At 61.1% G+C, this 23,185-nt stretch carries 24 protein-coding genes and 1 riboswitch; of the genes, 18 read left to right on the top strand and 6 right to left on the bottom strand.

The window, feature by feature from the left end:
* Nucleotides 1-128: 128 nt before the first annotated feature.
* The 3 genes from G5137_RS04745 to narQ all read right to left on the bottom strand — a co-directional run bounded on the left by G5137_RS04745 (nt 129) and on the right by narQ (nt 3,158).
* Nucleotides 129-704, bottom strand: a complete 576-nt coding sequence (locus tag G5137_RS04745; RefSeq protein WP_201937094.1) for an LON peptidase substrate-binding domain-containing protein — start codon at nt 702-704, stop codon at nt 129-131.
* A gap of 103 nt (nt 705-807) precedes the next feature.
* Nucleotides 808-1,446 carry a two-component system response regulator NarL gene (narL, locus tag G5137_RS04740; protein ID WP_005334471.1) on the bottom strand — a complete coding sequence of 213 codons (639 nt, stop codon included), beginning with the start codon at nt 1,444-1,446 and terminating at the stop codon, nt 808-810.
* Nucleotides 1,446-3,158 carry a nitrate/nitrite two-component system sensor histidine kinase NarQ gene (gene narQ / locus G5137_RS04735; RefSeq protein WP_421255012.1) on the bottom strand — a complete coding sequence of 571 codons (1,713 nt, stop codon included), beginning with the start codon at nt 3,156-3,158 and terminating at the stop codon, nt 1,446-1,448. The genes narL and narQ overlap by 1 nt, the downstream gene beginning before the upstream one ends.
* Nucleotides 3,159-3,236: 78 nt before the next feature.
* Nucleotides 3,237-3,377: riboswitch (molybdenum cofactor riboswitch) on the top strand.
* Between narQ and moaA the strand changes: the two genes are divergently transcribed.
* The 16 genes from moaA to G5137_RS04655 all read left to right on the top strand — a co-directional run bounded on the left by moaA (nt 3,365) and on the right by G5137_RS04655 (nt 16,274).
* Nucleotides 3,365-4,360, top strand: coding sequence for a GTP 3',8-cyclase MoaA (gene moaA, locus G5137_RS04730; RefSeq protein ID WP_041202018.1), 996 nt, complete (start codon nt 3,365-3,367; stop codon nt 4,358-4,360). It overlaps the preceding riboswitch by 13 nt.
* A 239-nt stretch (nt 4,361-4,599) precedes the next feature.
* Nucleotides 4,600-5,142: a ferredoxin-type protein NapF gene (napF, locus tag G5137_RS04725; RefSeq protein ID WP_151287296.1), complete on the top strand. Its 543-nt coding sequence runs from the start codon at nt 4,600-4,602 to the stop codon at nt 5,140-5,142.
* A gap of 29 nt (nt 5,143-5,171) precedes the next feature.
* The gene (locus G5137_RS04720; protein ID WP_031227438.1) at nt 5,172-5,426 is read left to right on the top strand and encodes a chaperone NapD; all 255 of its coding nucleotides are present in this window, start codon (nt 5,172-5,174) and stop codon (nt 5,424-5,426) included.
* A 101-nt stretch (nt 5,427-5,527) separates the two neighbouring features.
* Nucleotides 5,528-8,017 (top strand): nitrate reductase catalytic subunit NapA, encoded by a 2,490-nt coding sequence (gene napA, locus G5137_RS04715; protein WP_266134517.1) that lies wholly within the window; start codon nt 5,528-5,530, stop codon nt 8,015-8,017.
* Nucleotides 8,018-8,033: 16 nt separating this feature from the next.
* Entirely contained in the window at nt 8,034-8,771 is a 738-nt protein-coding gene (gene napG, locus G5137_RS04710) for a ferredoxin-type protein NapG (RefSeq protein ID WP_042082164.1), read from the top strand.
* Entirely contained in the window at nt 8,768-9,643 is an 876-nt protein-coding gene (napH, locus tag G5137_RS04705) for a quinol dehydrogenase ferredoxin subunit NapH (RefSeq protein WP_335833839.1), read from the top strand. The genes napG and napH overlap by 4 nt, the downstream gene beginning before the upstream one ends.
* Nucleotides 9,643-10,098 (top strand): nitrate reductase cytochrome c-type subunit, encoded by a 456-nt coding sequence (locus G5137_RS04700; protein WP_005334452.1) that lies wholly within the window; start codon nt 9,643-9,645, stop codon nt 10,096-10,098. Before napH ends, G5137_RS04700 begins: the two co-directional genes overlap by 1 nt.
* Nucleotides 10,099-10,109: 11 nt before the next feature.
* Nucleotides 10,110-10,700, top strand: coding sequence for a cytochrome c3 family protein (locus G5137_RS04695; protein WP_005353459.1), 591 nt, complete (start codon nt 10,110-10,112; stop codon nt 10,698-10,700).
* Nucleotides 10,701-10,942: 242 nt separating this feature from the next.
* Nucleotides 10,943-11,449: a molybdenum cofactor biosynthesis protein B gene (gene moaB, locus G5137_RS04690; protein WP_005344126.1), complete on the top strand. Its 507-nt coding sequence runs from the start codon at nt 10,943-10,945 to the stop codon at nt 11,447-11,449.
* A 9-nt stretch (nt 11,450-11,458) separates the two neighbouring features.
* Entirely contained in the window at nt 11,459-11,983 is a 525-nt protein-coding gene (moaC, locus tag G5137_RS04685) for a cyclic pyranopterin monophosphate synthase MoaC (RefSeq protein ID WP_110302479.1), read from the top strand.
* On the top strand, nt 11,980-12,225 hold the full coding sequence (gene moaD / locus G5137_RS04680; protein WP_005353453.1) for a molybdopterin synthase sulfur carrier subunit: 246 nt from the start codon (nt 11,980-11,982) through the stop codon (nt 12,223-12,225). The genes moaC and moaD overlap by 4 nt, the downstream gene beginning before the upstream one ends.
* A 2-nt stretch (nt 12,226-12,227) precedes the next feature.
* On the top strand, nt 12,228-12,701 hold the full coding sequence (moaE, locus tag G5137_RS04675; protein ID WP_368208776.1) for a molybdopterin synthase catalytic subunit MoaE: 474 nt from the start codon (nt 12,228-12,230) through the stop codon (nt 12,699-12,701).
* 87 nt (nt 12,702-12,788) lie between these two features.
* Nucleotides 12,789-13,517 carry a molybdate ABC transporter substrate-binding protein gene (modA, locus tag G5137_RS04670; RefSeq protein ID WP_421255011.1) on the top strand — a complete coding sequence of 243 codons (729 nt, stop codon included), beginning with the start codon at nt 12,789-12,791 and terminating at the stop codon, nt 13,515-13,517.
* Between the two features lie 111 nt (nt 13,518-13,628).
* Entirely contained in the window at nt 13,629-14,309 is a 681-nt protein-coding gene (gene modB, locus G5137_RS04665) for a molybdate ABC transporter permease subunit (RefSeq protein WP_005353447.1), read from the top strand.
* Between the two features lie 14 nt (nt 14,310-14,323).
* Nucleotides 14,324-15,406 (top strand): molybdenum ABC transporter ATP-binding protein, encoded by a 1,083-nt coding sequence (modC, locus tag G5137_RS04660; RefSeq protein ID WP_421255045.1) that lies wholly within the window; start codon nt 14,324-14,326, stop codon nt 15,404-15,406.
* Nucleotides 15,407-15,497: 91 nt separating this feature from the next.
* On the top strand, nt 15,498-16,274 hold the full coding sequence (locus tag G5137_RS04655) for an alpha/beta fold hydrolase (protein ID WP_270905112.1): 777 nt from the start codon (nt 15,498-15,500) through the stop codon (nt 16,272-16,274).
* 70 nt (nt 16,275-16,344) lie between these two features.
* On the opposite strand, the gene moeB is transcribed toward G5137_RS04655, so the two are convergent.
* Both moeB and moeA read right to left on the bottom strand, forming a co-directional pair.
* Nucleotides 16,345-17,100 carry a molybdopterin-synthase adenylyltransferase MoeB gene (gene moeB / locus G5137_RS04650; protein WP_421255010.1) on the bottom strand — a complete coding sequence of 252 codons (756 nt, stop codon included), beginning with the start codon at nt 17,098-17,100 and terminating at the stop codon, nt 16,345-16,347.
* The gene (moeA, locus tag G5137_RS04645; RefSeq protein WP_421255044.1) at nt 17,097-18,323 is read right to left on the bottom strand and encodes a molybdopterin molybdotransferase MoeA; all 1,227 of its coding nucleotides are present in this window, start codon (nt 18,321-18,323) and stop codon (nt 17,097-17,099) included. Before moeA ends, moeB begins: the two co-directional genes overlap by 4 nt.
* A gap of 309 nt (nt 18,324-18,632) precedes the next feature.
* On the opposite strand from moeA, the gene folE reads away from it, so the two are divergent.
* Nucleotides 18,633-19,289 carry a GTP cyclohydrolase I FolE gene (gene folE / locus G5137_RS04640; protein ID WP_005344140.1) on the top strand — a complete coding sequence of 219 codons (657 nt, stop codon included), beginning with the start codon at nt 18,633-18,635 and terminating at the stop codon, nt 19,287-19,289.
* 411 nt (nt 19,290-19,700) lie between these two features.
* Nucleotides 19,701-21,356, top strand: a complete 1,656-nt coding sequence (locus G5137_RS04635) for a methyl-accepting chemotaxis protein (protein ID WP_421255009.1) — start codon at nt 19,701-19,703, stop codon at nt 21,354-21,356.
* A gap of 72 nt (nt 21,357-21,428) precedes the next feature.
* Here the strand turns inward: G5137_RS04635 and G5137_RS04630 are convergent, their stop codons facing one another.
* Nucleotides 21,429-23,159, bottom strand: coding sequence for a formate--tetrahydrofolate ligase (locus G5137_RS04630; RefSeq protein ID WP_421205846.1), 1,731 nt, complete (start codon nt 23,157-23,159; stop codon nt 21,429-21,431).
* Between the last annotated feature and the right edge of the window lie 26 nt (nt 23,160-23,185).

Genomic DNA, 23,185 nt, shown 5'->3' with positions numbered 1-23,185 from the left:
TGTTCAATTTTGGCCGTTTAGCGCAGCGGCTCTCTCTTGTTATGGCGTTTTGCGTTCCTACTTACTCGCAAAATGCGAATTTCACATTTTCATTGTTGGAATAATTGCATTTTGCAACGCTGTTTTTGTCATTGTGAAATCAGGCGATGCAGAAATTTACGGGCCGCTTCGCTGTTTTGTTTGGCAATCAGCATCTGCTTTTCATAAATCGGCATCGGCAATATCTCGAGCCAGCGCTGGCAGAGCCAGGCGGCATCTTCAAAGCGCTTGTCCGGATAGAGCTCATCAAGCTCCGGATACTGCTCGAACACTTCCCGCAGGCGATTGACCAGCAGCTTGTCGTTGAAATCTGAGTGGGTGCTCGGCCAGTTGGGCAGCATCTCCACCTTGGCCCGGCGCAGGCCCATCTCGTCTGTTTCCATCTCGTGGATGCAGAAGCGCTCCAGTCCCAGCACCGTCACTCCCAGCAGGCCATCATTAAGGCTGTAGAAGTCAGTCACCTTGACCCGGGTGCCCACCGGCAGAATGCGGCCGGATTGTCCCGAGGTGGTCGACTCTTCCATCACGATGCCAAAGCCCTGATCGTTGATGAATGACTCCTTGAGCATCTGCAGGTGGCGTGGCTCGAACAGACGCAGAGGAAGCTTGCCGCCCGGCAGTATGTGGGAAGGCAAGGGGAACAGTGCCAAAGGTTGTAGTTTCATGTTCCATCCTCCATTGAGTAGTTGCTGAATATGACAATGCAGCGACTGTGCCAGAGAATGAAAAAAGCCACCGGAGGGTGGCTTTTCGGGCGGTTGAGGGCGCTTAGTTGCGCTGCTCCAGATACATGACAGCCGCTTCCACGCGGCTTTGCGCCTCGAGTTTCTTCAGCAGGCTCTTCACGTGAACCTTGACCGTTCCCTCGGAGATATGGAGTACCGAGGCGACCTGTTTGTTGGAGAGGCCTTTTGCAATTTCGCGCAGGATTTGCATTTCGCGACGCGTTAAGCTTTCCAGCTTCTGCTGCAGGTGATCCAGCTCGTAGATGTTTTCGAGATAGGGGCGCAGCGGTTCGCTCAGGATCTGCTTGCCGGTCATCACGTCGGCCAGCTGGGCCAGCAGCAGATCAGGCTCGGTATCCTTGAGCAGGTAGCCGTCGGCACCGGCCTTGAGCAAAGCCACCACATCCTGACGGGCATCGGAGACGGTGAGGATCACTACCCGGGAGGTGATCTCCTCGGCGCGCAGCGCCTTGAGGGTATCGAGGCCGGAGAGCCCCTTCATGTTGAGATCGAGCAGGATCAGATCCGGCTCTGACTCTTTGGCCAGCGCCACGGCATCTGTGCCGTTGGAGGCTTCACCGGTCACCTCCATGTTCTCTTCCAGAGCCAGCAGCTGCACAATCCCTTTGCGCATGAGGGGATGGTCATCTACGACCAGAACTGTGTATTTCATCTCGTCCATCAGGCGTCTCTCGTTAGACTGGTGGGAAAGGTCAGATGCACGCAGGTGCCTTGTGGTTGCTGCTCGTTGATGGTCAGCAGACCGTGCAGTTTGCTGGCGCGCTCGTTCATGATGCTCAACCCGTAATGGTTGATCGCCGAGCTGGCGAGTCCGATCCCGACACCGTCATCTGAAATCTGAACCTCAATGTTACCACTGGCGAGGGTCTCACAGCTAACATCAATCACTTGCGCGTTGGCATGTTTGATGGCATTGAGCACTGCCTCACGGATCAACTGCAAAATGTGGATATGCTGGCCCGCCTCCAAGTCGTTGTCGGCCAGTCCGTAATGGAACCGGATTTCGGCCTGGGTCTGAGGCTGCAGTTGATCAAGCATGACGCGGATCGCTTCCCCCAGATTGGCATCGCCAATGGTGAGACGGAAGGTACCGAGCAGTTCGCGCAACTGGGTATAGGCATTGCTAAGCCCCTCGTCGATCTGCTGCATCGCCTCCTGCGCCTTGTCATGTTGCCCCTTGGCGTAAGAGCGCTTGAGCAGGGTGGACTGGATCTTGAGATAGGAGAGGGCCTGCGCCAGCGAGTCGTGCAGCTCGCGGGCGATCACCGCCCGCTCCTCCATCAGCAGCAGTCGCTGCTGCTGCAGCAGGGTCTGGTCTTTGTGCAGCACCTGAGCCAGCAGCATGGTGAAGTTTTTAATCAACCGCTCATCGATGGGGTGTTGGCTGATGATGTCGAGGCGGCCGAACTCCTGCTCATCCATCTGCAGATAAAAGCTGGCCACCGCATCGAGATCGCCGGGCCAGCCGGTGCGCCCCGAGATATAGACCGGCATGGCATTGTGCTCGAAGCGGGTCAGCCGGATATGGTCGATATGCTGGTGGGCGGCGGCGCGGTCCAGCAGTTTGATGAGGGTACGGGTACTGAGCGGGGCGGCGTGCAGCTTCTGGGCGGTCGAGTAGAGAAACGAGAGCGTGTCGTTGGCATGTTGCAGCTTGGCGGTTTTCTCTTCCACCTTGTTTTCCAGCTCCCGATAGAGTTTGCCCAGCTCATCGGCCATGGTGACGAAGGCGCGCGATAGCTCCCCCAGTTCGTTTTCGCCGTGGGCGGGCAGCTTAAGATCGAAATCCTGCCGCTGGATCTGGCGGGCACAGTAGACCAGCTGGTTGAGGGGGGCGACCACCTGCTGACGGGTGAAGCGCACCGTGAACCAGGCGATGGTGATGATGGCCAGCAGGCCGAGCCCCTCCGCAAGCGCCAGCATCCGCACCTTGAATTCCACGTGGTACTGCATCTGATTGACGAAATTGTCGATGGCCGCCACAAACTGCTCGGTGTTATCGGTGTACCGTCTGGGGGTACGATCCTCGATGTGCTGGCGCATCACCTGCCACTGGCCGAGCACCTCGCCATAGGTGCGACGCAGGGAGGCAGGAGTGATCCAGCGCTGGGTCTCCTGCAGCTCTTCGGCGTGCAGGGTCTCTTCAAACTGGGAGAGGCGCCCCAGCACGCTGTCGCCCCGCTCGATTTCGTAGGCCATCCGATAGGCCTGCATCCGCAGCGAACCGGAGAGGTTGATCGCCTTGGCATCGGGTACCGAGTAGAAGAGGGTGACCATGGCGACCAGCGCGATCAGGCTGGCCATGAAGAGGATCAACACCATGGCGCGGCCAATGGCACTGCTGACCGAGTGGACCCTGAACCGTTTTCCCATACTGATGCGCACCTCTGAATAGTGATAAGGACCCCGCAAGATGCGTGGGAGTGTACTCCAACTTGTGTTAGCATCGAAAAACTAGATGAACTCCGAGCGGTTTTGCCTAAGTCCTAGCGATAGGGGGAAACCAGCCGTCAGCCGACGTTCGAGCTGTAAGGGTCAGGAAAGAAATGCCCTGGCCTCCCGTATTTGGAAAGGTGTTTATGTTGCCACTTGAAGATGGTTTTTCCCGTCGTTTTTACTATTTGCGTCTGTCAGTGACCGATGTGTGCAACTTCCGTTGCACCTATTGCCTGCCTGACGGCTATCGCCCCCCGGAAGGTCACAAAGCGGGGCGTCAACCCTTTCTCTCGATTGACGAGATCCGCCGCGTGGTCAGCGGTTTTGCCGCCATGGGCACCCGCAAGGTGCGCATCACGGGGGGCGAGCCCTCCCTGCGCCGCGATTTCACCGAGATCGTCAAGGTGATTGCCACCACCCCGGGTATCGAGAAGGTCGCCATGACCACCAACGGCTATCGCCTCAAGGAGCGGGCCCAGGAGTGGTTTGATGCCGGACTCAATGCGCTGAATGTCAGTGTCGACAGTCTCGACCCGCGCCAGTTTCACCAGATCACCGGCGAGAACAAGCTGGCCGAAGTGATGGAGGGGATCGAAGCAGCACTGGCCGCCGGTTTCAAATCGGTGAAGATCAATGCGGTGCTGCTCAAGGGGCTCAACGACTACCAGCTCGATGCCTTTCTGGGCTGGATCAGGCACAAGCCTATCGAGCTGCGCTTTATCGAGCTGATGCAGACCGGCGAGATGGATACCCTGTTTCGTGACCACCATGTCAGCGGCGAACAGATCAAACAGCGCTTGCTGGAGAGCGGTTGGGTGCAGCAGTTGCGGGGCACGGATGACGGTCCGGCGCAGGTCTTTATGCACCCCGATTCGCAAGGTGGGGTGGGGCTCATCATGCCCTACAGCAAGGATTTCTGTGCCGGTTGCAACCGGCTGCGGGTCTCCTCGCTGGGGAAGCTGCATCTGTGCCTGTTTGGTGACAACGGCATCGACCTGCGGGATCTGCTCGGCGCAGATGCACAATCCGATGAGCTGCAACAGCGCATTCGCGCGGCACTGGCGGGCAAGAGTGCCACCCATCGTCTCCATGAGGGCAATGCCGGCATCACCCCTCATCTCGCCTCGATCGGCGGATAACCGCAAAAAATCGCCAACGATTAAATAGCAATCCTCACATGGAGGTATTTTAACCGATACCTCCATTTTTATTGCGCTGCAAGGCTTTGATCTGGCGCAAGAATCCCCCCTGTTTATCTCCCTGGTGGTATATCCCTTACCTTGTCAGGGCCGCAATATACACCCACTCTTATAATTGGTATCAAGAATGCCAATCATGGACTCGCACTGTCCCCTTTTTCACCAGAACAGGAGTCAACATGCCGGATGAGATCGATCTTGCCCGCCGCGGCCTGTTCCGGGGGCGGTTGAGAACTGCCGAACCGCCGGTGCAGTTGCCCTGGTCAGTCAACTGGTCGGCATTTGTCGCCGACTGCACCCGCTGCGGGGATTGTCTGGCCGCCTGTCCGGAGCAGATCCTGGTGAATGGCGAGGGCGGTTTTCCGGTGGTCGATTTCCAGCGTGGCGAATGCACCTTCTGCACCGAGTGCGCCACCGTCTGCAAGGCGCCTGTGTTTCGCCCGACCAGCGAGTCCCCCTGGCACTACAAGGCCCATATCGAGGCCAACTGTCTGGCCAATGGTCAGGTGTTCTGCCAGCGCTGTCAGGACAGCTGTGAGCCCAATGCCATTCGTTTTATTCCGGTGCTGGGGCGTGTGCCCACCCCGACGGTGGAGCCGGATCGCTGTAATGGCTGCGGCGCCTGTGTGCAGGATTGTCCGGTTGGCAGCATCCAGGTCGACGGGCGAGCCGCCCCATCCGGTGGTGCGAGCCAACCCACCCTCAAGCAGGAGTCAGAATGAGTCAGAAGCCGTGTGACACAGAAGCCACAATGGATCAGGAGTTCCATGTATCGAGTCTGGTGGTGCTGACCCAGCCCCCCTTGCGCCATCAGCTCGCCGAGCAGATTGGCGCCCTTGAAGGGGCCGAGATCCACGCCGTCAGTGACGAGGGCAAGCTGGTCGTGACCCTGGAAGGTCCGAGCCAGCGGCCGATCATGGCGGCCATTGATGCGATACAGGCGATGCCGGGTGTGCTCTCAGCCGCCCTGATTTACCACCAGTTCGATGAACTGGGCGGTCACTGAAAAGAGTGATGGGATGCCGGGCGTGCCCTCTGCCGCTGATGGCTGGCTCCCGTTCGACAGATTCGACAACTATTACGCGATAAGCAATGTGAGGATATGCCATGAAGCTGAGTCGACGCGACTTTATGAAGGCCAACGCGGTGGCAGCTGCCGCAGCCGTGGCCGGTGTCAGTGCCCCCACGCTGGCAGCCAATCTCATCACCAGTACCGACAAGACAGCCATCCATTGGGATAAGGCTCCCTGCCGCTTCTGCGGTACCGGCTGCTCCGTGCTGGTGGGCTCTCAGGATGGTCGGGTCGTGGCGACTCAGGGCGACCCCGATGCGCCGGTCAACCGTGGCCTCAACTGCATCAAGGGCTACTTCCTCTCCAAGATCATGTACGGCCAGGATCGCCTGACCCAGCCGATGCTGCGGATGAAGAACGGCCAGTTCGACAAGGATGGCGACTTCGCCCCCATCAGCTGGGATCAGGCGTTCGACATCATGGCCGAGAAGTTCAAGGCGACCCTGAAAGAGAAGGGGCCGACCGCCGTCGGCATGTTCGGCTCCGGCCAGTGGACCGTCTGGGAAGGCTATGCTGCCGCCAAGCTGATGAAGGCCGGTTTCCGCTCCAACAACATTGACCCCAATGCCCGTCACTGCATGGCCTCTGCGGTCGTTGGCTTCATGCGTACCTTCGGTATGGATGAGCCGATGGGCTGTTACGACGATATCGAGCAGGCCGATGCGTTCGTGCTGTGGGGCTCTAACATGGCCGAGATGCACCCCATCCTCTGGTCGCGGATGTCCGATCGCCGTCTCTCCAACCCGGATGTGCAGGTGCACGTGCTCTCGACCTTCGAGCACCGCAGCTTCGAGCTGGCGGACAACGGCATGGTGTTCACCCCGCAGACCGATCTGGCGATCCTCAACTATGTCGCCAACTACATCATCCAGAACGACAAGGTGAACTGGGACTTCGTCAACAAGCACACCGTGTTCAAGAAGGGGGTCACCGACATCGGTTACGGCCTGCGCCCGACCGATCCGCTGCAGCAGAAAGCGAAGAACCCGGACAGCGGCGATGCCACACCGATGACCTTCGAGGAGTTTGCCAAGTTTGTGGCCGACTACGATGTGGAGTCTGTCTCCAAGCTCTCCGGCGTCTCCAAAGAGAAGCTGGAAAAGCTGGCCAAGCTCTATGCCGATCCGAGCAAGAAGGTGGTCTCTTACTGGACCATGGGGTTCAACCAGCATACCCGCGGTGTCTGGGCCAACAACCTCTGCTACAACATCCACCTGCTCACCGGCAAGATCTCCGAGCCGGGTAATGGTCCTTTCTCACTGACCGGCCAGCCCTCTGCCTGTGGCACCGCGCGTGAAGTGGGTACCTTTGCCCACCGTCTGCCTGCCGACATGGTGGTGACCGAGTCCAAGCACCGCGCCATTGCCGAGAAGATCTGGAAACTGCCGGAAGGGACCATTCCCGACAAGGTGGGTTTCCACGCCGTGCTGCAGGATCGCATGCTCAAAGATGGCAAGCTCAACGCCTACTGGGTGATGTGCAACAACAACATGCAGGCCGGCCCCAACATGAATACCGATCGCCTGCCTGGCTATCGCGATCCGCGCAACTTCATCGTGGTCTCCGACCCGTACCCGACCGTCACTGCCCAGGCTGCTGACCTCATTCTGCCGACAGCCATGTGGGTGGAGAAAGAGGGGGCCTACGGCAACGCCGAGCGCCGCACCCAGTTCTGGCACCAGCAGGTGAAAGCGCCGGAAGGGGCCAAGTCCGACTTGTGGCAGCTGATGGAGTTCTCCAAGCGCTTCAAAGTCGAGGAAGTGTGGCCGGCTGAACTGATTGCCAAGATGCCGGAAGTGAAGGGTAAAACCCTGTTTGATGTGCTCTATGCCAACGGTCAGGTCAACCAGTTCCCGAAAGAGCAGAGCAAGGGGATGCTGAACGACGAAGCCGAGCACTTCGGGTTCTACGTCCAGAAGGGCTTGTTCGAGGAGTACGCCACCTTCGGTCGTGGCCACGGTCACGATCTGGCACCGTTCGATCAGTACCACGAAGCGCGCGGTCTGCGCTGGCCTGTGGTAGATGGCAAAGAGACCCTGTGGCGCTATCGCGAAGGGTTCGACCCCTATGTGAAAGCGGGCGAGGGAGTGCGCTTCTATGGCAAGCCCGATGGCAAGGCGGTCATCTTCGCCCTGCCGTTCGAGCCCGCCGCCGAGTCGCCCGATAAAGAGTACGATCTGTGGCTCTCCACCGGTCGCGTGCTGGAGCATTGGCACACCGGCACCATGACCCGTCGGGTGCCCGAACTCTATCGCGCCTTCCCGGATGCGGTGCTCTTCATGCACCCGGACGATGCCAAGGCTCGCGGCGTGCGCCGTGGTGAAGAGGTGATTGTCTCCTCCCGCCGTGGCGAGGTGAAGACCCGTGTCGAGACCCGTGGTCGCAACCGTCCGCCGAAAGGACTGGTCTTCATGCCCTTCTTTGATGCGAGCCAGCTGGTCAACAAGCTGACCCTGGATGCCACCGATCCGCTCTCGAAAGAGACCGATTACAAGAAGTGCGCCGTCAAGGTGATGAAGGCTTAAGGCGGGGGAGTGCGAGATGAGTCGTAGTCGTCGCCAGTTTCTGGCCGACATGGCCAAGGGGGCCTGCGGTGTGGGCCTGCTTGGCGTGGGGCTCGGCGGCATGGCACGCCAGCAGGCACAAGCTGTGCCTGCCCAGGCGCTGCGTCCGCCCGCCGCCCTCGATGAAGCAGACTTCCTCAGCGCTTGCGTGCGTTGCGGGCTCTGCGTCGAGGCGTGCCCCTACGACACCCTCAAGCTCGCCCGGCTGTTTGACCCTGTGACCACTGGCACCCCCTATTTCAAGGCGCGTGCCGTGCCCTGCGAGATGTGTGATGACATCCCTTGCGTGGTGGCCTGCCCGAGCGGGGCGCTGGATCAGCAGATGACCGACATCGATCAGGCCCGGATGGGGGTGGCAGTGCTCATCGATCACGAGACCTGCCTCAACTATCTGGGGCTGCGCTGCGATGTCTGTTATCGGGTTTGCCCCTTGATTGACAAGGCGATCACTCTGGAGCTGCAGCATAACCAGCGTACCGGCAAACACGCCATGTTCCTGCCCACGGTACACAGCGATGTCTGTACCGGCTGTGGCAAGTGCGAGCATGCCTGCGTGCTGGAGGAGGCCGCCATCAAGGTGGTGCCACGCCAGCTCGCCAAAGGTGAGCTGGGCCATCACTACCGGCTCGGCTGGGAAGAGAAGGCCAAGGCGGGGAACAAGTCGCTCATCGGCGACAGGCTCACCCTGCCCACCCGCAAACCGGAGGGGTTATGAGTCGTTATCCGGGGGAAGAGGCTCGCATCAAGCTGGGGTGGTGGCGTTCCCACCGCTTCCTGCTGCTGCGCAGGCTCAGTCAGTTCAGCGTGCTCGGGCTGTTTTTGCTGGGGCCGCTGGCGGGCATCTGGATCCTCAAGGGCAACCTCTCCAGCTCCCTGTTGCTGGAGACGGTGCCGCTGACCGATCCCCTCACGCTGTTGCAGTCGCTGGCGGCGGGTCACTGGCCCATCACCACTCTCTGGCTGGGGGCTGCCATTGTGCTGGCCGGTTACTGGCTGGTCGGGGGGAGGGTGTTCTGCTCCTGGGTCTGTCCGGTCAACCTCATCACGGATGCCGCAGCTTGGCTCAGGGGGCGACTTGGCCTCAAGGGCAATGGCCAGTTCAGCCGTGCGACCCGCTACTGGCTGCTGGCCATGGTGCTGGTGGTGCCAGCGGTGGTCGGGGTGATGGCGTGGGAGTTGGTCAATCCGGTGTCGCTCGCCATGCGCGGTCTGCTGTTTGGCATGGGGGCGGGCTGGGCCCTGCTGGTGGCGATGTTCCTGTTCGATCTTTTCGTGGTTGAGCGGGGTTGGTGCGGTCATCTCTGTCCGGTGGGGGCCTTCTATGCCCTGGTCAACCGGGTCGGGTTTATCAAGATTTCTGCCAAGGGGCGCGAGCGGTGCAACAACTGCATGGATTGTTATGCGGTTTGCCCGGAGCGTCCCATCCTGCGCGGGCCTGTCCACGGTGCCAAGCGCGGTCACGGGCCCTTGATTGCGGCTCAGGAGTGTACCAACTGTGGCCGCTGCATTGATGTCTGCGCGGAACAAGTTTTTGAAATCACTGTAGGTTTTGCCGTCAAGGCAGAAAAAACGTCGGAGAACAAATAATGAAAAAGCTGATTGGAGCAATGCTGGCCTGCCTGATGGCGGGATCCTTGATGGCAGCGGCCCCCGAGATCACCAACAGTACCGGTGGCCTCAAGTCCGAGCGTGGCGCCACCGATCTGGTGACCGATGCCACTGCCGCTCCCCTGAAAAACTTCCGCAAGGATGGCGCGCCCTACGATCGCCAGTACATGCATCAGCCGCCGCTGATCCCCCACGACATTCGCAACTATGAGGTGGATACCAAGGTCAACAAGTGCCTGGCTTGCCACAGCTTCAAGAATGCCAGCGCTATGAAGGCCCCCAAGATCAGCCCGACTCACTTCGAGACCCGCGACGGCCTGACCCTGGGTGAAGTGTCGCCGCGTCGCTACTTCTGCCTGCAGTGCCATGTACCGCAAGCGGATGCCAAGCCGCTGGTGGAAAATACCTTTAAACCGGTTGAAGCGCTGAACTGAGGAATCCATAGATGAAATTACCCGGCTTTATCCAGCGTCTGTGGACCACCTTCAAGTCACCATCGAAGGCGGCTCTCTGGGTCATCCTGCTGATGGGCTTCTTCGGTGGCGTGATTTTCTGGGGTGGTTTCAACACCGCCATGGAAGCATCCAACACCGAGGCCTTCTGTACCAGCTGTCACGAGATGAAGGACAACGTGTTCGAGGAGTACCGCGATACCATCCACTACGCCAACCGCTCTGGTGTGCGGGCCAGCTGCCCGGATTGTCACGTACCCCATGAGTGGACCTACAAGATCATCCGCAAAGTGCAGGCTTCCAAGGAGCTGTGGGGCATGATCACCGGCAAGGTGGATACCCGCGAGAAGTTCGAGTCGCACCGGCGCGAGATGGCGGAGCGGGAGTGGCAGCGGATGAAAGAGACTGATTCGCGCGAGTGCCGCAACTGCCACAACTTCGAGTACATGGACTTCTCCCTGCAGGGGCAGCGTGCCGCCAAGATGCACTCTACCAATCTGGCCAGTGGTGAAAGTACCTGCATCGACTGTCACAAGGGGATCGCTCACCAGCTGCCCGACATGACCGGGGTGAAAGGGTTCTGATCCTGCGACGACAGGCCGGGTTTACCCGGCCTGCGTTTTGTTCATATATGGGACAAGCATCAGATTTGTGTGTCTTTTAAATCCCATATCTCGTGAAACCTTTGATAGAATCAGCCCGCCGTCACACGCTTGAGCAAGTTGGTCACCTCTGTCTGCGTCCGTTTTTGCGCCCTGACAGCTGGCCTCTCATACCCCTTCTCTTCCTGCCTCGTTGACGGCCCATAGCCACAAGGAGCTGCCCGATGGGACAGAAACACAACGCATTTATTCCCCTCAAGATCGCCGTGCTGACGGTTTCCGACAGCCGCACTGCCGCCGATGACAGCTCGGGCGACTATCTGGTCTCGGCCCTTACCGACGCGGGCCATCAGCTGGCCGATCGGGCGCTCTGTCCGGACAACCTGTTTCGCATCCGCGCGCGGGTGAGCGAGTGGATCGCCGATGAGGGGGTGCAGGTGGTACTGATTAACGGCGGTACCGGCTTCAACGAACAGAACCGGGTGCCGGAAGCGGTTGGTGTGCTGTTCGAGCGCACCGTACAGGGTTTTGGCGAGATGTTCCGTCAGCTATCTTTTGCCGAGATTAAAGGCTCCGCCATGCAGAGCCGTGCGCTGGCGGGACTCGCCAATCGCACCCTGATCTGCTGTCTGCCCGGCTCCACCGGCGCTTGCCAGCTGGGTTGGGAGCAACTGATCCGCGATCAGCTCGATGCCCGCACCAAGCCATGCAACTTTGTCTCCCACCTCTGAGAGCAAGCGATGAACCAGACCGATCCCAAGCAGACCCAGCCCAACCTGACGCATCTGAACCAGAGCGGCGAAGCCCATATGGTGGATGTGACCGACAAGCAGGTGACCGAGCGCGAAGCCCGCGCCGAGGCGTTTGTTGCCATGGCCCCCGAGACGCTGGCGCTGATCCTGAGCGGCCAGCACCACAAGGGTGACGTGTTCGCCACCGCCCGCATCGCCGGCATCATGGCCGCCAAGAAGACCTCCGATCTCATCCCACTCTGCCATCCGCTGGCCTTGACCAAAGTCGAGGTGGAGATAGTGCCGCTGGCCGAGCAGAATCGGGTGCATATCCGCACTCTCTGCAAGCTCTCCGGCAAGACCGGGGTGGAGATGGAGGCGCTGACCGCCGCGTCGGTAGCGGCGCTGACCATCTACGACATGTGCAAGGCGGTGCAAAAGGACATGGTGATCGAGCAGGTGCGGCTGGTAGAGAAAAAGGGCGGCAAGTCCGGCCATTTTCAGCTGGGGTCAAATAGCGGGGAGCAAGCATGATCAAGGTACTGTTTTTTGCGCAAGTAAGAGAGCTGGTGGCCTGCGATGAGCTGAGCCTGCCCTGCGACTACGCCACCGCCGAACAACTGCGCGCAGCGCTCTGTGAGCGCGGCGACAAATGGGCGCTGGCGCTGGAAGCAGGCAAGCTGCTGGTGGCGGTCAACCAGACCCTGGTGCCCCTCGATACCCCCATCAACGATGGCGATGAGGTGGCCTTTTTCCCGCCGGTGACCGGAGGTTAAGGATGAGCGAGGCAATCATGACCGATCGCATTGTGGTGCAGCGGGAGGATTTCTCGCTGGGGGACGAATATGCCCGCCTCGCCACCCGCGCCGACAGTGGCGCCATCGTCACTTTTGTTGGCAAGGTTCGCGACTTCAATCAGGGGGAGGAGGTGAAGGGGCTGGCCCTCGAGCACTACCCCGGTATGACCGAGAAGGCGCTGGCCGATATCGTGCAGGAGGCCCGTCGCCGCTGGCCGTTGCAGGAGTGTACCCTCATTCATCGTATCGGCGAGTTGTGGCTTGGCGATCAGATCGTGCTGGTGGCGGTGAGCAGTGCCCACCGCGACGCCGCCTTTGACGCCTGTCACTTCATCATGGATTTCTTGAAAACCCGGGCGCCGTTTTGGAAAAAAGAGCTGACTGCCGAGGGTGTGCAACGCTGGGTCGAGGCCAAGGAGAGCGACAACGCCGCCGCTGCCCGCTGGCAAGCCTGACCTGTTCATCACGAGGGGCGCAGGTTCAACGGGAACCACGGCCCCGCCAAGGGGCGCGGATGTGCGGGCCCCATCAGGAGAAAGGGAATGAAACCGTTGTTATCTGTTGTCATCGCCGGTGTCTGCGCCGCCACCTTGCATACCGGTGCCGTGCAGGCTGATGAAGTGAAAGTGGCCGTGGCCGCCAACTTCAAGGGAACCATCGAGCGTATCGGTAAGGAGTTCACCGCCAAGACCGGCCACACCCTGGCCATCTCGTCTGCCGCCACCGGGGTGCTCTACACCCAGATCAGTCACGGCGCACCATTCGATCTCTTCCTCTCCGCCGATGCGGCGACCCCCGAGAAGCTGGAAAAAGAGGGCAAGGGGAGCGATCGCTTCACCTACGCCATCGGCCAGCTGGGGCTGTGGAAGAAGGGGGGGCCGGCCCCTGACGAGGCGACCCTGCGCAGATGGAAAGGCAACCTCGCCATCGCCAATGCCCGTACCGCCCCCTATGGTGCTGCCGCCATGGCGACCCTCACCCATCTCAAAATCGATCCCAAGCAGTACCGGTTGCTGACCGGCGCCAACATCGGCCAGACTTGGCAATTTGTCGACACCGGCAATGCCGAGCTGGGCTTTGTCGCCTGGGCCAATCTGGTGGAAGCGGGCAAGACTGGCGAAGCCTGGGCGGTGCCTGCGAGCTTCTATCCCCCCATCGAGCAGCAGGGGCTGGTATTGAAAAAAGGCGCCGCGGTCGAGGCTCTGGTGGCCTGGCTCAAGGGGCCGGGTCAGGCACAGATCAAGGCAGCTGGTTATGCCTTGCCCCAATAAGGGGATGGGCCTGATGCGATACCTTGAGTGGTCGGCCTTCGGGTCGGCCACTCTTTGCAATGAGGATGGAGACCATGCCGTTGGAGGCATTTATCAACCGGGAGGTCGGCAATGAGTGAAGGGGATCTGCTGGCGGTCTGGCTCACCCTGAAGCTTGCGGCCAGTACCACAGCGATTTTGCTGTTGCTGGCTCCGCCGCTGGCCTGGTGGTTGTCGCGCAGTCAGAATCGGCTGCGGCCGCTGGTGGAGGCGCTGGTGGCGCTGCCGCTGGTGCTGCCCCCCACAGTGCTGGGTTTTTATCTGCTGCTCGCCTTCTCCCCCGAATATGGCTTCGGCGCCTGGTGGCGCGACACCTTTGGTGCCCCGCTCGCCTTCAGCTTTCTCGGCCTGCTGTTTGCCTCCATCCTCTATTCGCTGCCGTTCGTAGTGCAGCCGCTCACCTCCGCCTTCGTCAACATGGGCAACAAGGAATTGGAGGCCGCCGCTACTTTGGGGCTCGGCCCGCTGGAACGCTTCTTCCACATCATCTTGCCGATGACCCTGCCGAGCTTTGTGATGGCGGCGGCGCTGGGCTTTGCCCATACCCTGGGGGAGTTTGGCGTGGTGTTGATGATTGGCGGCAATATCCCCGGCGAAACCCAGGTGCTCTCCATCGCCCTGTTTGATCATGTGGAGGCGATGGACTACCAGAACGCCCATATTCTGGCGGGCGGCCTGATGGCCTTCTCGCTGGTAATGCTGGTGCTGGTCTACGGGGTGTTGCAGCGTAGACAGCGGAGAGTGTTTGGTTGAACCAGCCCGCCACTATGCCGTCAGTGAACGTGCCGCACCGCCATGTCCTGAACCTCCATGCCTGGCGCGAGTTTGGCCCTTTTACCCTCGACTGCGCACTGACCCTCGAACTGGGGGGGATCCTCGGTCTGTTTGGCCCCTCCGGCTGCGGCAAGAGCACACTGCTGCGCATCATCGCCGGACTCGATCGCCGAAGCGGGGATCGCTTGCGGTGGCGCGATCGGGAATATGCTCAACTGCTGCCCGAAGCGCGCCGGATCGGACTGGTGTTTCAGGACTCGCGGCTCTTCCCCCATCTGACGGTGCTTGGCAATCTGCAACTGGCGGCCCGCAAGGGGCGAGGGCGCTGGCAGCCCGAAGCGCTGGCGGCTCGGCTCGGTTTTGCCGATCTGCTGGGGCAGCCTGCCCATGCCCTCTCTGGCGGTCAACGCCAGCGGGTGGCATTGGGGCGGGCGCTGCTGGCCGAGCCTGATCTGCTGCTGCTCGATGAGCCTTTCTCGGCGCTGGATCGGCGCAGCCGCATCCATCAGGCCCATGTGCTCAAGGGGTTGCAGCAGGAGAGCGGCATCCAGATGATCTTCGTCAGTCACGCCATGGAGGAGGTGAGCCTGCTCTGCGATCAGCTGGTGCTGCTGGAAAGTGGCAGGGTCGAGGCACAAGGCAGGCCGAGCGAAATCTTCGCCCGCACCGATCTCTCGCTCGCCACTCGCGACGATGCCGGGGTGATGCTGGATGCGACCCTCTCTCACTACGATGATGACGAGCAGATGGCGACCCTGCAACTCGGCGAGCAGCAGCTGCGGGTTACCATGACCCATGTGCCGGATGAGAGCGGCCCATTGCAGATCAAGGTGGCGGGGCGCGATGTGGTGATTGCTACAGCACCTATCGAGCACTCCAGTCTCTCCAACTGTCTCGTCACCCGTCTGCTGGCGGTGCGCGAGGTGCGCCCCGGCCAGACCCTGTTGCAGTTGGCGCTGGGTGAGCAGATACTGCTGGCCCGGATCACCAGCCGCTCCGCCAGGCGGCTGGCGCTGGCGCCGGAGCAGCAGATCTACGCTTATATCAAGGCGGTGAGTCTGGTCAGCGAAGGCTGATTGGGCGCCGTGCTGATAACGTGGCAGGATAACCACGGGTGACATAACAACAAGAGATGGTTCAGGTGATAAGTCGAGAGGCAATACACTGATGCGCCGCAATCAGGTGATGAAATTCAACGGTCTTTCCCTGCGCAGCGCGGGGGAGGGCCCCTTGCTGTTGCTGCTGCATGGGCTGGGCTCCTCCAGCCTCGACTGGCAGGCGCAGATCGAACGGTTTTCCGAACACTACCGGGTGGTGGCGCTGGACTTGCGCGGCCACGGCCAGAGCATGCAGGAGGGGCCGTTCGATGTGGCGACCCTGGCAGCCGATGTGGTGAACTGGCTCGATGCACAGCCAGAACCCGCCTGGGTCGTGGGATTGTCGCTGGGGGCCATGGTAGCGCTGGAGCTGGCGCTGCAACTGCCCCACAAGGTGCAGGGGCTGGTGCTGGTCAACGGTTTTAGCGAGTTTCTGCTGGAGAGCCCCAAAGAGCAGGAGCGTTACGCCCAGCGCCTCAAGTGGCTGCGCTGGTTCGGTATGCGCCCCCTCGCCTGGTGGCTGGGACGCGAGCTCTTCCCGGGTCCGGATCTGGCACAGGTGCGCCACACCTTCCGGCTGCGTTTCGTGCGCAATAAAAAGAAAACCTACAAGGCGCTGCTGGAGGCGTTACCCGGCTGGTCGGTACGCGCCCGGCTCGGCGCCATCTGGCAGCCGGTGGCCATCATCTCCACCAGTCACGACTACCTGCCGCTGGCCAAACGGGTAGAGCAGTTTGCCGCCTTGCCCAACGCCACCATCCACACCCCCAACGGCCACCACGCCTGGCCTGCGGAAGACCCCTCGGGCTTTAATCACCTGTTGCAACGGATCCTCACGACCCATTGAGGAAGGGGTTGTTAGGTGCAGGTACCAAAAAGCCGAACCACAGGGTTCGGCTTTTTTGATCCCGTTTGCTTTATGGATGGGAGCAGACCGGGCAGTCGGGGCGCTTGGGCAGCTTCATCTCGCGGAAGGTGCTGCTCAGGCCGTCGATCATCAGCAGGCGGCCGCTGTAGCTTTTGCCCATGCCTGCCAAGAGCTTGATAGCTTCCAGCGCTTGCAGGCTACCCACCAATCCCACCACGGGGGCGAGCACACCTGCCTCGACGCAGGTGAGGGCCTGCTCGCCAAACAGGGCGCTGAGGCAGGCGTAGCAGGGCTCATCTTCCTGCCAGGTGAAGCTGCACAGCTGTCCCTCCAGCCGGATGGCGGCGCCGCTGACCAGCGGCACCCTGTGCTGGCGTGCCTTTTGATTCAGCAGGTTGCGAATGGCCAGATTGTCGGTGCAATCCAAGACCAGCTGATGCCGTGGCAGCAGGGTATCGAGCAGCGCTTCATCGGCCACGGCAGCGTGGGTCTCCACCTTGAGCCAGGGATTGAGCGCGCGCAGCGACTGGGCGGCAGAGTCTACTTTGTAGTGACCGATGCGCTCATCGTTGTGCAGCACCTGACGCTGCAGGTTGGAGAGCTCCACCTTGTCGAAATCGACCAGGGTGAGCTGGCCGACCCCGGCAACCGCCAGATACTGGCTGGCGGCGCAGCCAAGGCCACCGGCGCCGATCACCAGCACCCTGGCCTGCTTGAGCGCCTCCTGTCCCTCGAAGTCGAAGGATTTGAGGATGATCTGGCGGTTGTAGCGCAGCAGCTCGGCGTCGCTGAGGATCTCGCTCACAGCAGCAATCCCCCGAATGGCTCGACGGTCACCGTCTCGCCCGCGGCGACGCGGCCCCGCTCGCGCTCAAGGACGATGTAGCAGTTGGCCCGCGACAGGGAGCTGAACACGGCGGAGTCCTGCGAGCCGGTACTGCGCACCTCGAGGCCATTTGGCCCCTGGCTCAGGATGCCGCGCTGGAAGTCGAGTCGGCCGGGGCTCTTTTTGAGTGGTTCGGCCGCAATGGCTTGCAGCTGAAGCGGGCGCTCGAAGCGTTGGCCCGCCAGCTTGGCCAGCGCCGGTTGCACCAGCTGATCGAAGGTGACCATGGCGGAGACCGGGTTGCCCGGCAGGCCGAAGAACCAGGCGCGGGGCAGGCGGCCGAAGGCAAATGGCTTGCCCGGCTTGATGGCCAGCTTCCAGAAGCCAATCTCGCCGAGCTCGTCCAGCAGTTGTTTGGTGAAGTCCGCTTCCCCCACCGAGACGCCGCCGGTGGTGATGAGTACATCGGCCTCTTCGTCTGCGCGGATAAAGGCGGCGCGCAGCTGGGCGGGATCGTCCGGGATGATGCCAAGGTCGAGGCAGTCGCAGCCCATGCGCGCCAGCATGGCCCGCACGCCGTAGCGGTTGGAGTCATAGATATCGCCGTGGGCAAGCGGGGTACCGACCGGTTTGAGCTCATCGCCGGTGCTGAAAATAGCCACTTTCAGTGGGCGGCGCACCGCGACGGTGGCCACGCCAAGGGAGGCCAGCAGCGGCATCTCTCTTGGGGTGAGGCGAGTACCGGCTGGCAGCACACAGGTGCCCTTGCCTATATCGCTGCCGGCGCGGCGGATATTCTGGCCCGGTTCGGGTTGTGCCAGAAAAGTGATCCGATCGCCGTCGGCCTGCGTTTCTTCCTGCATCACCACCGCATCTGTGCCTGCGGGGATTGGGGCGCCGGTCATGATCCGCACGCAGTGGCCAGCGGGCCATTCGCCCTGATAGGGCTGACCGGCGAAGGCTTTGCCCGCCATGATGAGCGGGGTTCCGCTGGCGAGATCCGCAAGGCGCACGGCGTAACCATCCATGGCGGAGTTGTCGAATGGGGGCACGGCGAGGGGAGAGGCGATATCACAGGCCAGTACCCGGCCAAGGGCCTGTGGCAGGGGCAGCTGCTCGCTGTCGCAGCAGCAGGCGAGTTGTTCCAGCATCCCTTGCAGGGCATCGCTTAAGGGGAGTAGTCCGCTGGTATCAAATCCCATCGTCATGACCTCTTTCTATGATTGAAGGCGGGATTATCACAAAAATCCCCGGGGATGGGCAGGTTATCTCAAGGGAATCTCGGGGTAATCGGCGCAAAAACGGGGGTAGATGGCCATAAAGTATGAGGTGACGCACAAGTTGACTTGAATCTTGGCGGCAATGGCCGTTTACTATGCCGCCATAACAGATGGCCGTTACATCCCGTGTGGTGACCATTACAGCGATACCGTCGGCCCTGTGCGCCGCCATAACATAGGGTGTTGCTCCTTGAGCAGCCCTCACAGTCCCTGAGCGTGGGAGAAAAGACAATGACAACCTTAAGTCCGGAAGCCTTGCTGGTCAGGGCTGCCCTCGAAGCCCAGGGACTGGAAACCCCCCTGGTTGCCAACGAGCTGAACAGTCAGCAGAAGCGGGAGAAGATCGAAGGCCATATGCGCTCCATCATGGAGACACTGGGGCTGGATTTGGCCGATGACAGTCTGGCCGAGACACCGCACCGCATCGCCAAGATGTACGTCAACGAGATCTTCTCCGGCCTCGATTATTCCACCTTCCCCAAGGTGACGGTGATCGAGAACAAGATGCAGGTGGACGAGATGATCATGGTGCGGGACATCAGCCTCACCAGCACCTGCGAACACCACTTCGTCACCATCGATGGCATGGCCCATGTGGCCTATATCCCTCGCGGCAAGGTGATTGGCTTGTCGAAAATCAACCGCATCGTGCAGTTCTTCGCCCGTCGTCCCCAGGTGCAGGAGCGGCTGACCCAGCAGATCCTGCTGGCGCTTCAGACCCTGCTAGGTACCAAGGACGTGGCTATCAGCATCAAGGCGACCCACTACTGCGTCAAGGCGCGGGGGGTGATGGACTCCACCTCCTACACCACCACCACCTCCCTCGGCGGTGTCTTCAAGACCCAGCCCGATACCCGGGCCGAATTTCTCGGTGGCCTGCGCGGATAAGATGGCGGTTGTTTTGTAACCGCCATGCTGAATAAACGAGACGCCAGCTGCCATTGCTGGCGTTTTTCATTGGTCCCGAATGAGAGTGGCGGTCTGCCACTGCTTGGCCCGCGTGGCTTGCCCTATGCAAACGTTATGCATTTTTTCGATTTATTCATCTGAGCGATATATTTAATCGAACACGAAAAAAACTTCGCTTTCACCTTACAAAAAGTAACCGGACAGACTCTTTCCGAACCGCCACGATCCGGTTACTCTAGCGCCCCCTCACGGCTCTCGCTGCCGCTCATGGAATTCAGAGATATTCATCAAGGTTGGATGGTGCGCCACTGAACAAGTGGCCAGATAGTTCATGCCAGGAGGGCGTGAACCGGACGAGTGCTACGAATTTAACGACCACCAGGATATCCCATGAATACCAGTTCCATGACCATAGGTAAAAAGCTCACCGCCGGCTTTGCAGTGCTCGGTTTGATGGTCGCCTTTATCGGCGGCTTCTCGTTGCTGGAGTTCAGCAACATGAACCGGGCGGCTATCGGTTTTACCGACAGCATCCTGCCTGCCGTCAACCGCACCAATGACATTGGCGACAGCATCAGCGAGTTGCGTCGTTATGAGCTTGGTCTGTTTCTGGTCGCCGCTGATCCCCAGAAGCGTGCCGAGTACCGCACCATGGCCGCGCAGTTGGTGGAACGACTCAAACAGCAGATGATCGACCATGACAAGACCATCTGGGCGCAGGATGTTGAAGAGCGTCGCACTTTCGATATCGTAAAGTCCGACTGGGCAAGCTACCTGGCCCTGCACCAGCAGGTTAAGCAGTTGCAGGATAGCGGCCTGATGAGCGAGCCCCAGAGCGTCTTCATGGAGCAGGGGATCCCCCTCTACAACAACCTGCACAAGTCGGTGGCGGATCTTATTCGCATTAACCACGGTTATGCGACCGAGTCGCGCAAGGTTGTGGTTGCCTCCTACGACTCCGCCAAGCTGAGCGTTACCATCGCGCTGGTGATTGGTCTGATCCTTGTGGTGGTGCTCTCAGTGGTACTGACTCGCCAGATCCGCGACCCGCTGATCATGCTGGCCCGTCAGGCCCAGCGTATTGCCAATGGCGATCTGGGTCAGGGCGAACTGCAGCAGTGGATCCGCGACAGCCGCTTCAACCGCGACGAACTGGGCCAGCTGGGTTCCGCCATCAACCGGATGCAGGGCTCCCTCTCCGATCTGGTGAGCGAGATCGCTGGCTCCGTGAGCCAACTCAGCAGTGCGGTGGAGGAGGTGAGCGCCATCTCCAGCCAGTCTGCCAGCGGCATGGCCATCCAGCAGAACGAAGTCTCCCAGGTGGCGACTGCCATGAATGAGATGCAGTCCACCGTCAACGAAGTAGCCCGCAACACCACGGATGCCATGAGCGCCGCCAAGGATGCCTCCCGCACCTCCGCTGCTGGCAGCGAAGTGGTGCGCAGCTCGATTACCAGCATCGAAGAGGTGTCGGTCAAGATTGAACAGGCGGGCATAGTGGTGCAGCAGCTGGAGGCCGACAGCGCCAACATCAGCGTGGTGCTGGATGTGATCCGCGATATCGCCGGTCAGACCAATCTGCTGGCCCTTAACGCCGCCATCGAAGCGGCCCGTGCCGGTGAGCAGGGTCGTGGTTTTGCGGTCGTTGCGGATGAAGTGCGTTCATTGGCCCAGCGTACCCAGGACTCCACCGCCGAGATCAGCAAGATGATCGAGCTGTTGCAGAGCCGCGCCGCCGAGGCGGGCAACGCCATGCAGCTGAGTCGTCACCAGATGCAGGAGAGTGTCGGTCTGGCACGGGATGCTGGTACCAGTATCGAGACCATCAACGGTGCCGTGGTGCGCATCACCGACATGAACACCCTGATCGCCACCGCCACCGAAGAGCAGAACGCGGTGACCGAAGAGCTCAACCGCAGCATCGTCAACATTCACAATGCCGCTGACGAGAATGCCCAGGGCGCTCATCAGATCGCCCAGGCTTGCGTCGAGCTGAGCAAGCTGGCCAACACCCTGCACCATATGACCCAGCGCTTCACCCTCTAAGGGTTGATGCATGGATAACAGAAGGCCCCGCCAATTGGCGGGGCCTTGTTGTTTCTGGCGTTGTGGAAGGGCTCAGCTCAGGCCGACTATCTCGCCGTTCTCATCGATATCGATATGGCGATAGGCAGGCAGACTGCCCAGCCCCGGCATGGTCATGATGGGGCCCGCCAGCGCATAGACGAACCCGGCACCGGCGCAGAGCTTCACCTCGTCGATGGGCACCTCGAAATCGGTCGGTACCCCTTTGAGGGCTGGGTCGTGGCTGATGGAGAGCGGCGTCTTGGCTACGCAGATGGGCAAGTGATCCCACCCTTCGGCGGAGAGTTGCGCCAGCTGCTGGCGCGCTCTGTCGGAGAGCTGCACTCCGCGGCCGCCGTAGCCGCACTCCACCAGGGTCGCCAGCTTGCCGTCGAGGCTCATCTCATCGGGGTAGAGCAGTTTCACCTTGCCGGGTTGCTCGCAGGCGGCCACCACGGCGCGGGCCAGCTCGCTGGCACCGGCACCACCCTGAGTGAAGGCGTTGGAGATGGCCGCGCCACAGGCACCGGCTTGCTGCGCTTCATGGGCCAGCAGCGCCAGTTCGGCCTCGCTGTCGGTGGGGAAGCGGTTGATGGCGACCACCACCGGCACCCCGTAGCGGCGGGCGTTCCGGATATGCCAGGCGAGGTTGGCGCAGCCCTGCTTGAGGGTCGGCAGATCTTCCCCTTGCAGGCTGGCTGGCAGCGGCTGGCCCGGGCGGATATCGAGCAGGCCGCTGTTGGCCTTGAGGCCGCGCACCGTGGCCACCAGCACCACGCAGGCGGGGGTAATACCGGATTGGCGGCTCTTGATGTTGAAGAACTTCTCCAGCCCCATGTCGGAGCCAAAACCTGCTTCGGTCACCACATAGTCGGTCAGGCCAAGGGCGATGCGATCGGCGATCACCGAGGAGTTGCCGTGGGCGATGTTGGCAAAGGGGCCGGCGTGCACCAGCACCGGCGTCTGCTCGGTGGTCTGCATCAGGGTCGGTTGCAGCGCATCTTTGAGCAGCACCGTCATGGCGCCCGCCACTTCCAACTGTTCGGCGGTGATGGGCTTGCCGTGGATATCGCGGGCCAGCTGGATGCGGCCAATACGAGCGCGCAGCTCCTTGAGATCGCTTGCCAGCGCCAGAATGGCCATCAGTTCGGAGGCGGCGGTGATGACGAAGCGATCGCTGCGCTCCACACCATCGGCAGCGCCCCCCTGTCCAATCGTGAGGTGGCGCAGTGCGCGGTCATTCATGTCGAGGGTGCGTGGCCAGAGAATGTTGTCAGCATCGATATCGAGCCGCGGCAGGCCGGTTTTGGCGCTGAACTGGTCGCCGAGTTTACGCTCATGGAACAGGCGGGCATCGAGGGCTGCCGCCGCCAGATTGTGGGCCGCCGTCAGGGCGTGAAAATCGCCGGTGAGGTGGAGGTTCATCTCCTCCATCGGCACCACCTGGGCGTGGCCGCCACCAGCGGCCCCTCCCTTGACCCCGAATACCGGCCCGAGGCTCGGTTGGCGGATGGTTGCGATGCTGGGCTGGCCGATATGGTTGAGCCCCATGGAGAGGCCAAGGGTGGTCACCGTTTTCCCTTCACCGAGCGGGGTCGGGGTGATAGCGCTCACCAGTACCAGCTTGCCGCGCTGTGTGGGTTGAGACGTGAGCAGGTCGAGGCTGAGCTTGCCTTTGTAGTGGCCATGAGGGCTGAGCAGGTGCTGGGGGATGGCGAGGCGTTCGGCCAGCGCGTGGATTGAGAGACGGGGGGACTGGCGGGAGATCTCGATATCGCTTAGCATCAGCACCTCGTTGGCATATCTGGGTA

Source organism: Aeromonas sp. 600282 (genome assembly GCF_049175755.1).
GTDB lineage: Bacteria > Pseudomonadota > Gammaproteobacteria > Enterobacterales > Aeromonadaceae > Aeromonas > Aeromonas veronii_A.
Note: the sequence above shows the minus strand (reverse complement) of the source record. Positions and strands in the feature narration are given on the sequence as shown.

Bases quoted from the DNA above. Each gene is read 5' to 3' on its own strand.
- G5137_RS04745 (WP_201937094.1), bottom strand. From the start codon at position 704: ATGAAACTACAACCTTTGGCACTGTTCCCCTTGCCTTCCCACATACTG.
- narL (WP_005334471.1), bottom strand. From the start codon at position 1,446: ATGGACGAGATGAAATACACAGTTCTGGTCGTAGATGACCATCCCCTC.
- narQ (WP_421255012.1), bottom strand. From the start codon at position 3,158: ATGGGAAAACGGTTCAGGGTCCACTCGGTCAGCAGTGCCATTGGCCGC.
- moaA (WP_041202018.1), top strand. From the start codon at position 3,365: ATGTTGCCACTTGAAGATGGTTTTTCCCGTCGTTTTTACTATTTGCGT.
- napF (WP_151287296.1), top strand. From the start codon at position 4,600: ATGCCGGATGAGATCGATCTTGCCCGCCGCGGCCTGTTCCGGGGGCGG.
- G5137_RS04720 (WP_031227438.1), top strand. From the start codon at position 5,172: ATGGATCAGGAGTTCCATGTATCGAGTCTGGTGGTGCTGACCCAGCCC.
- napA (WP_266134517.1), top strand. From the start codon at position 5,528: ATGAAGCTGAGTCGACGCGACTTTATGAAGGCCAACGCGGTGGCAGCT.
- napG (WP_042082164.1), top strand. From the start codon at position 8,034: ATGAGTCGTAGTCGTCGCCAGTTTCTGGCCGACATGGCCAAGGGGGCC.
- napH (WP_335833839.1), top strand. From the start codon at position 8,768: ATGAGTCGTTATCCGGGGGAAGAGGCTCGCATCAAGCTGGGGTGGTGG.
- G5137_RS04700 (WP_005334452.1), top strand. From the start codon at position 9,643: ATGAAAAAGCTGATTGGAGCAATGCTGGCCTGCCTGATGGCGGGATCC.
- G5137_RS04695 (WP_005353459.1), top strand. From the start codon at position 10,110: ATGAAATTACCCGGCTTTATCCAGCGTCTGTGGACCACCTTCAAGTCA.
- moaB (WP_005344126.1), top strand. From the start codon at position 10,943: ATGGGACAGAAACACAACGCATTTATTCCCCTCAAGATCGCCGTGCTG.
- moaC (WP_110302479.1), top strand. From the start codon at position 11,459: ATGAACCAGACCGATCCCAAGCAGACCCAGCCCAACCTGACGCATCTG.
- moaD (WP_005353453.1), top strand. From the start codon at position 11,980: ATGATCAAGGTACTGTTTTTTGCGCAAGTAAGAGAGCTGGTGGCCTGC.
- moaE (WP_368208776.1), top strand. From the start codon at position 12,228: ATGAGCGAGGCAATCATGACCGATCGCATTGTGGTGCAGCGGGAGGAT.
- modA (WP_421255011.1), top strand. From the start codon at position 12,789: ATGAAACCGTTGTTATCTGTTGTCATCGCCGGTGTCTGCGCCGCCACC.
- modB (WP_005353447.1), top strand. From the start codon at position 13,629: ATGAGTGAAGGGGATCTGCTGGCGGTCTGGCTCACCCTGAAGCTTGCG.
- modC (WP_421255045.1), top strand. From the start codon at position 14,324: ATGCCGTCAGTGAACGTGCCGCACCGCCATGTCCTGAACCTCCATGCC.
- G5137_RS04655 (WP_270905112.1), top strand. From the start codon at position 15,498: ATGCGCCGCAATCAGGTGATGAAATTCAACGGTCTTTCCCTGCGCAGC.
- moeA (WP_421255044.1), bottom strand. From the start codon at position 18,323: ATGGGATTTGATACCAGCGGACTACTCCCCTTAAGCGATGCCCTGCAA.
- folE (WP_005344140.1), top strand. From the start codon at position 18,633: ATGACAACCTTAAGTCCGGAAGCCTTGCTGGTCAGGGCTGCCCTCGAA.
- G5137_RS04635 (WP_421255009.1), top strand. From the start codon at position 19,701: ATGAATACCAGTTCCATGACCATAGGTAAAAAGCTCACCGCCGGCTTT.
- G5137_RS04630 (WP_421205846.1), bottom strand. From the start codon at position 23,159: ATGCTAAGCGATATCGAGATCTCCCGCCAGTCCCCCCGTCTCTCAATC.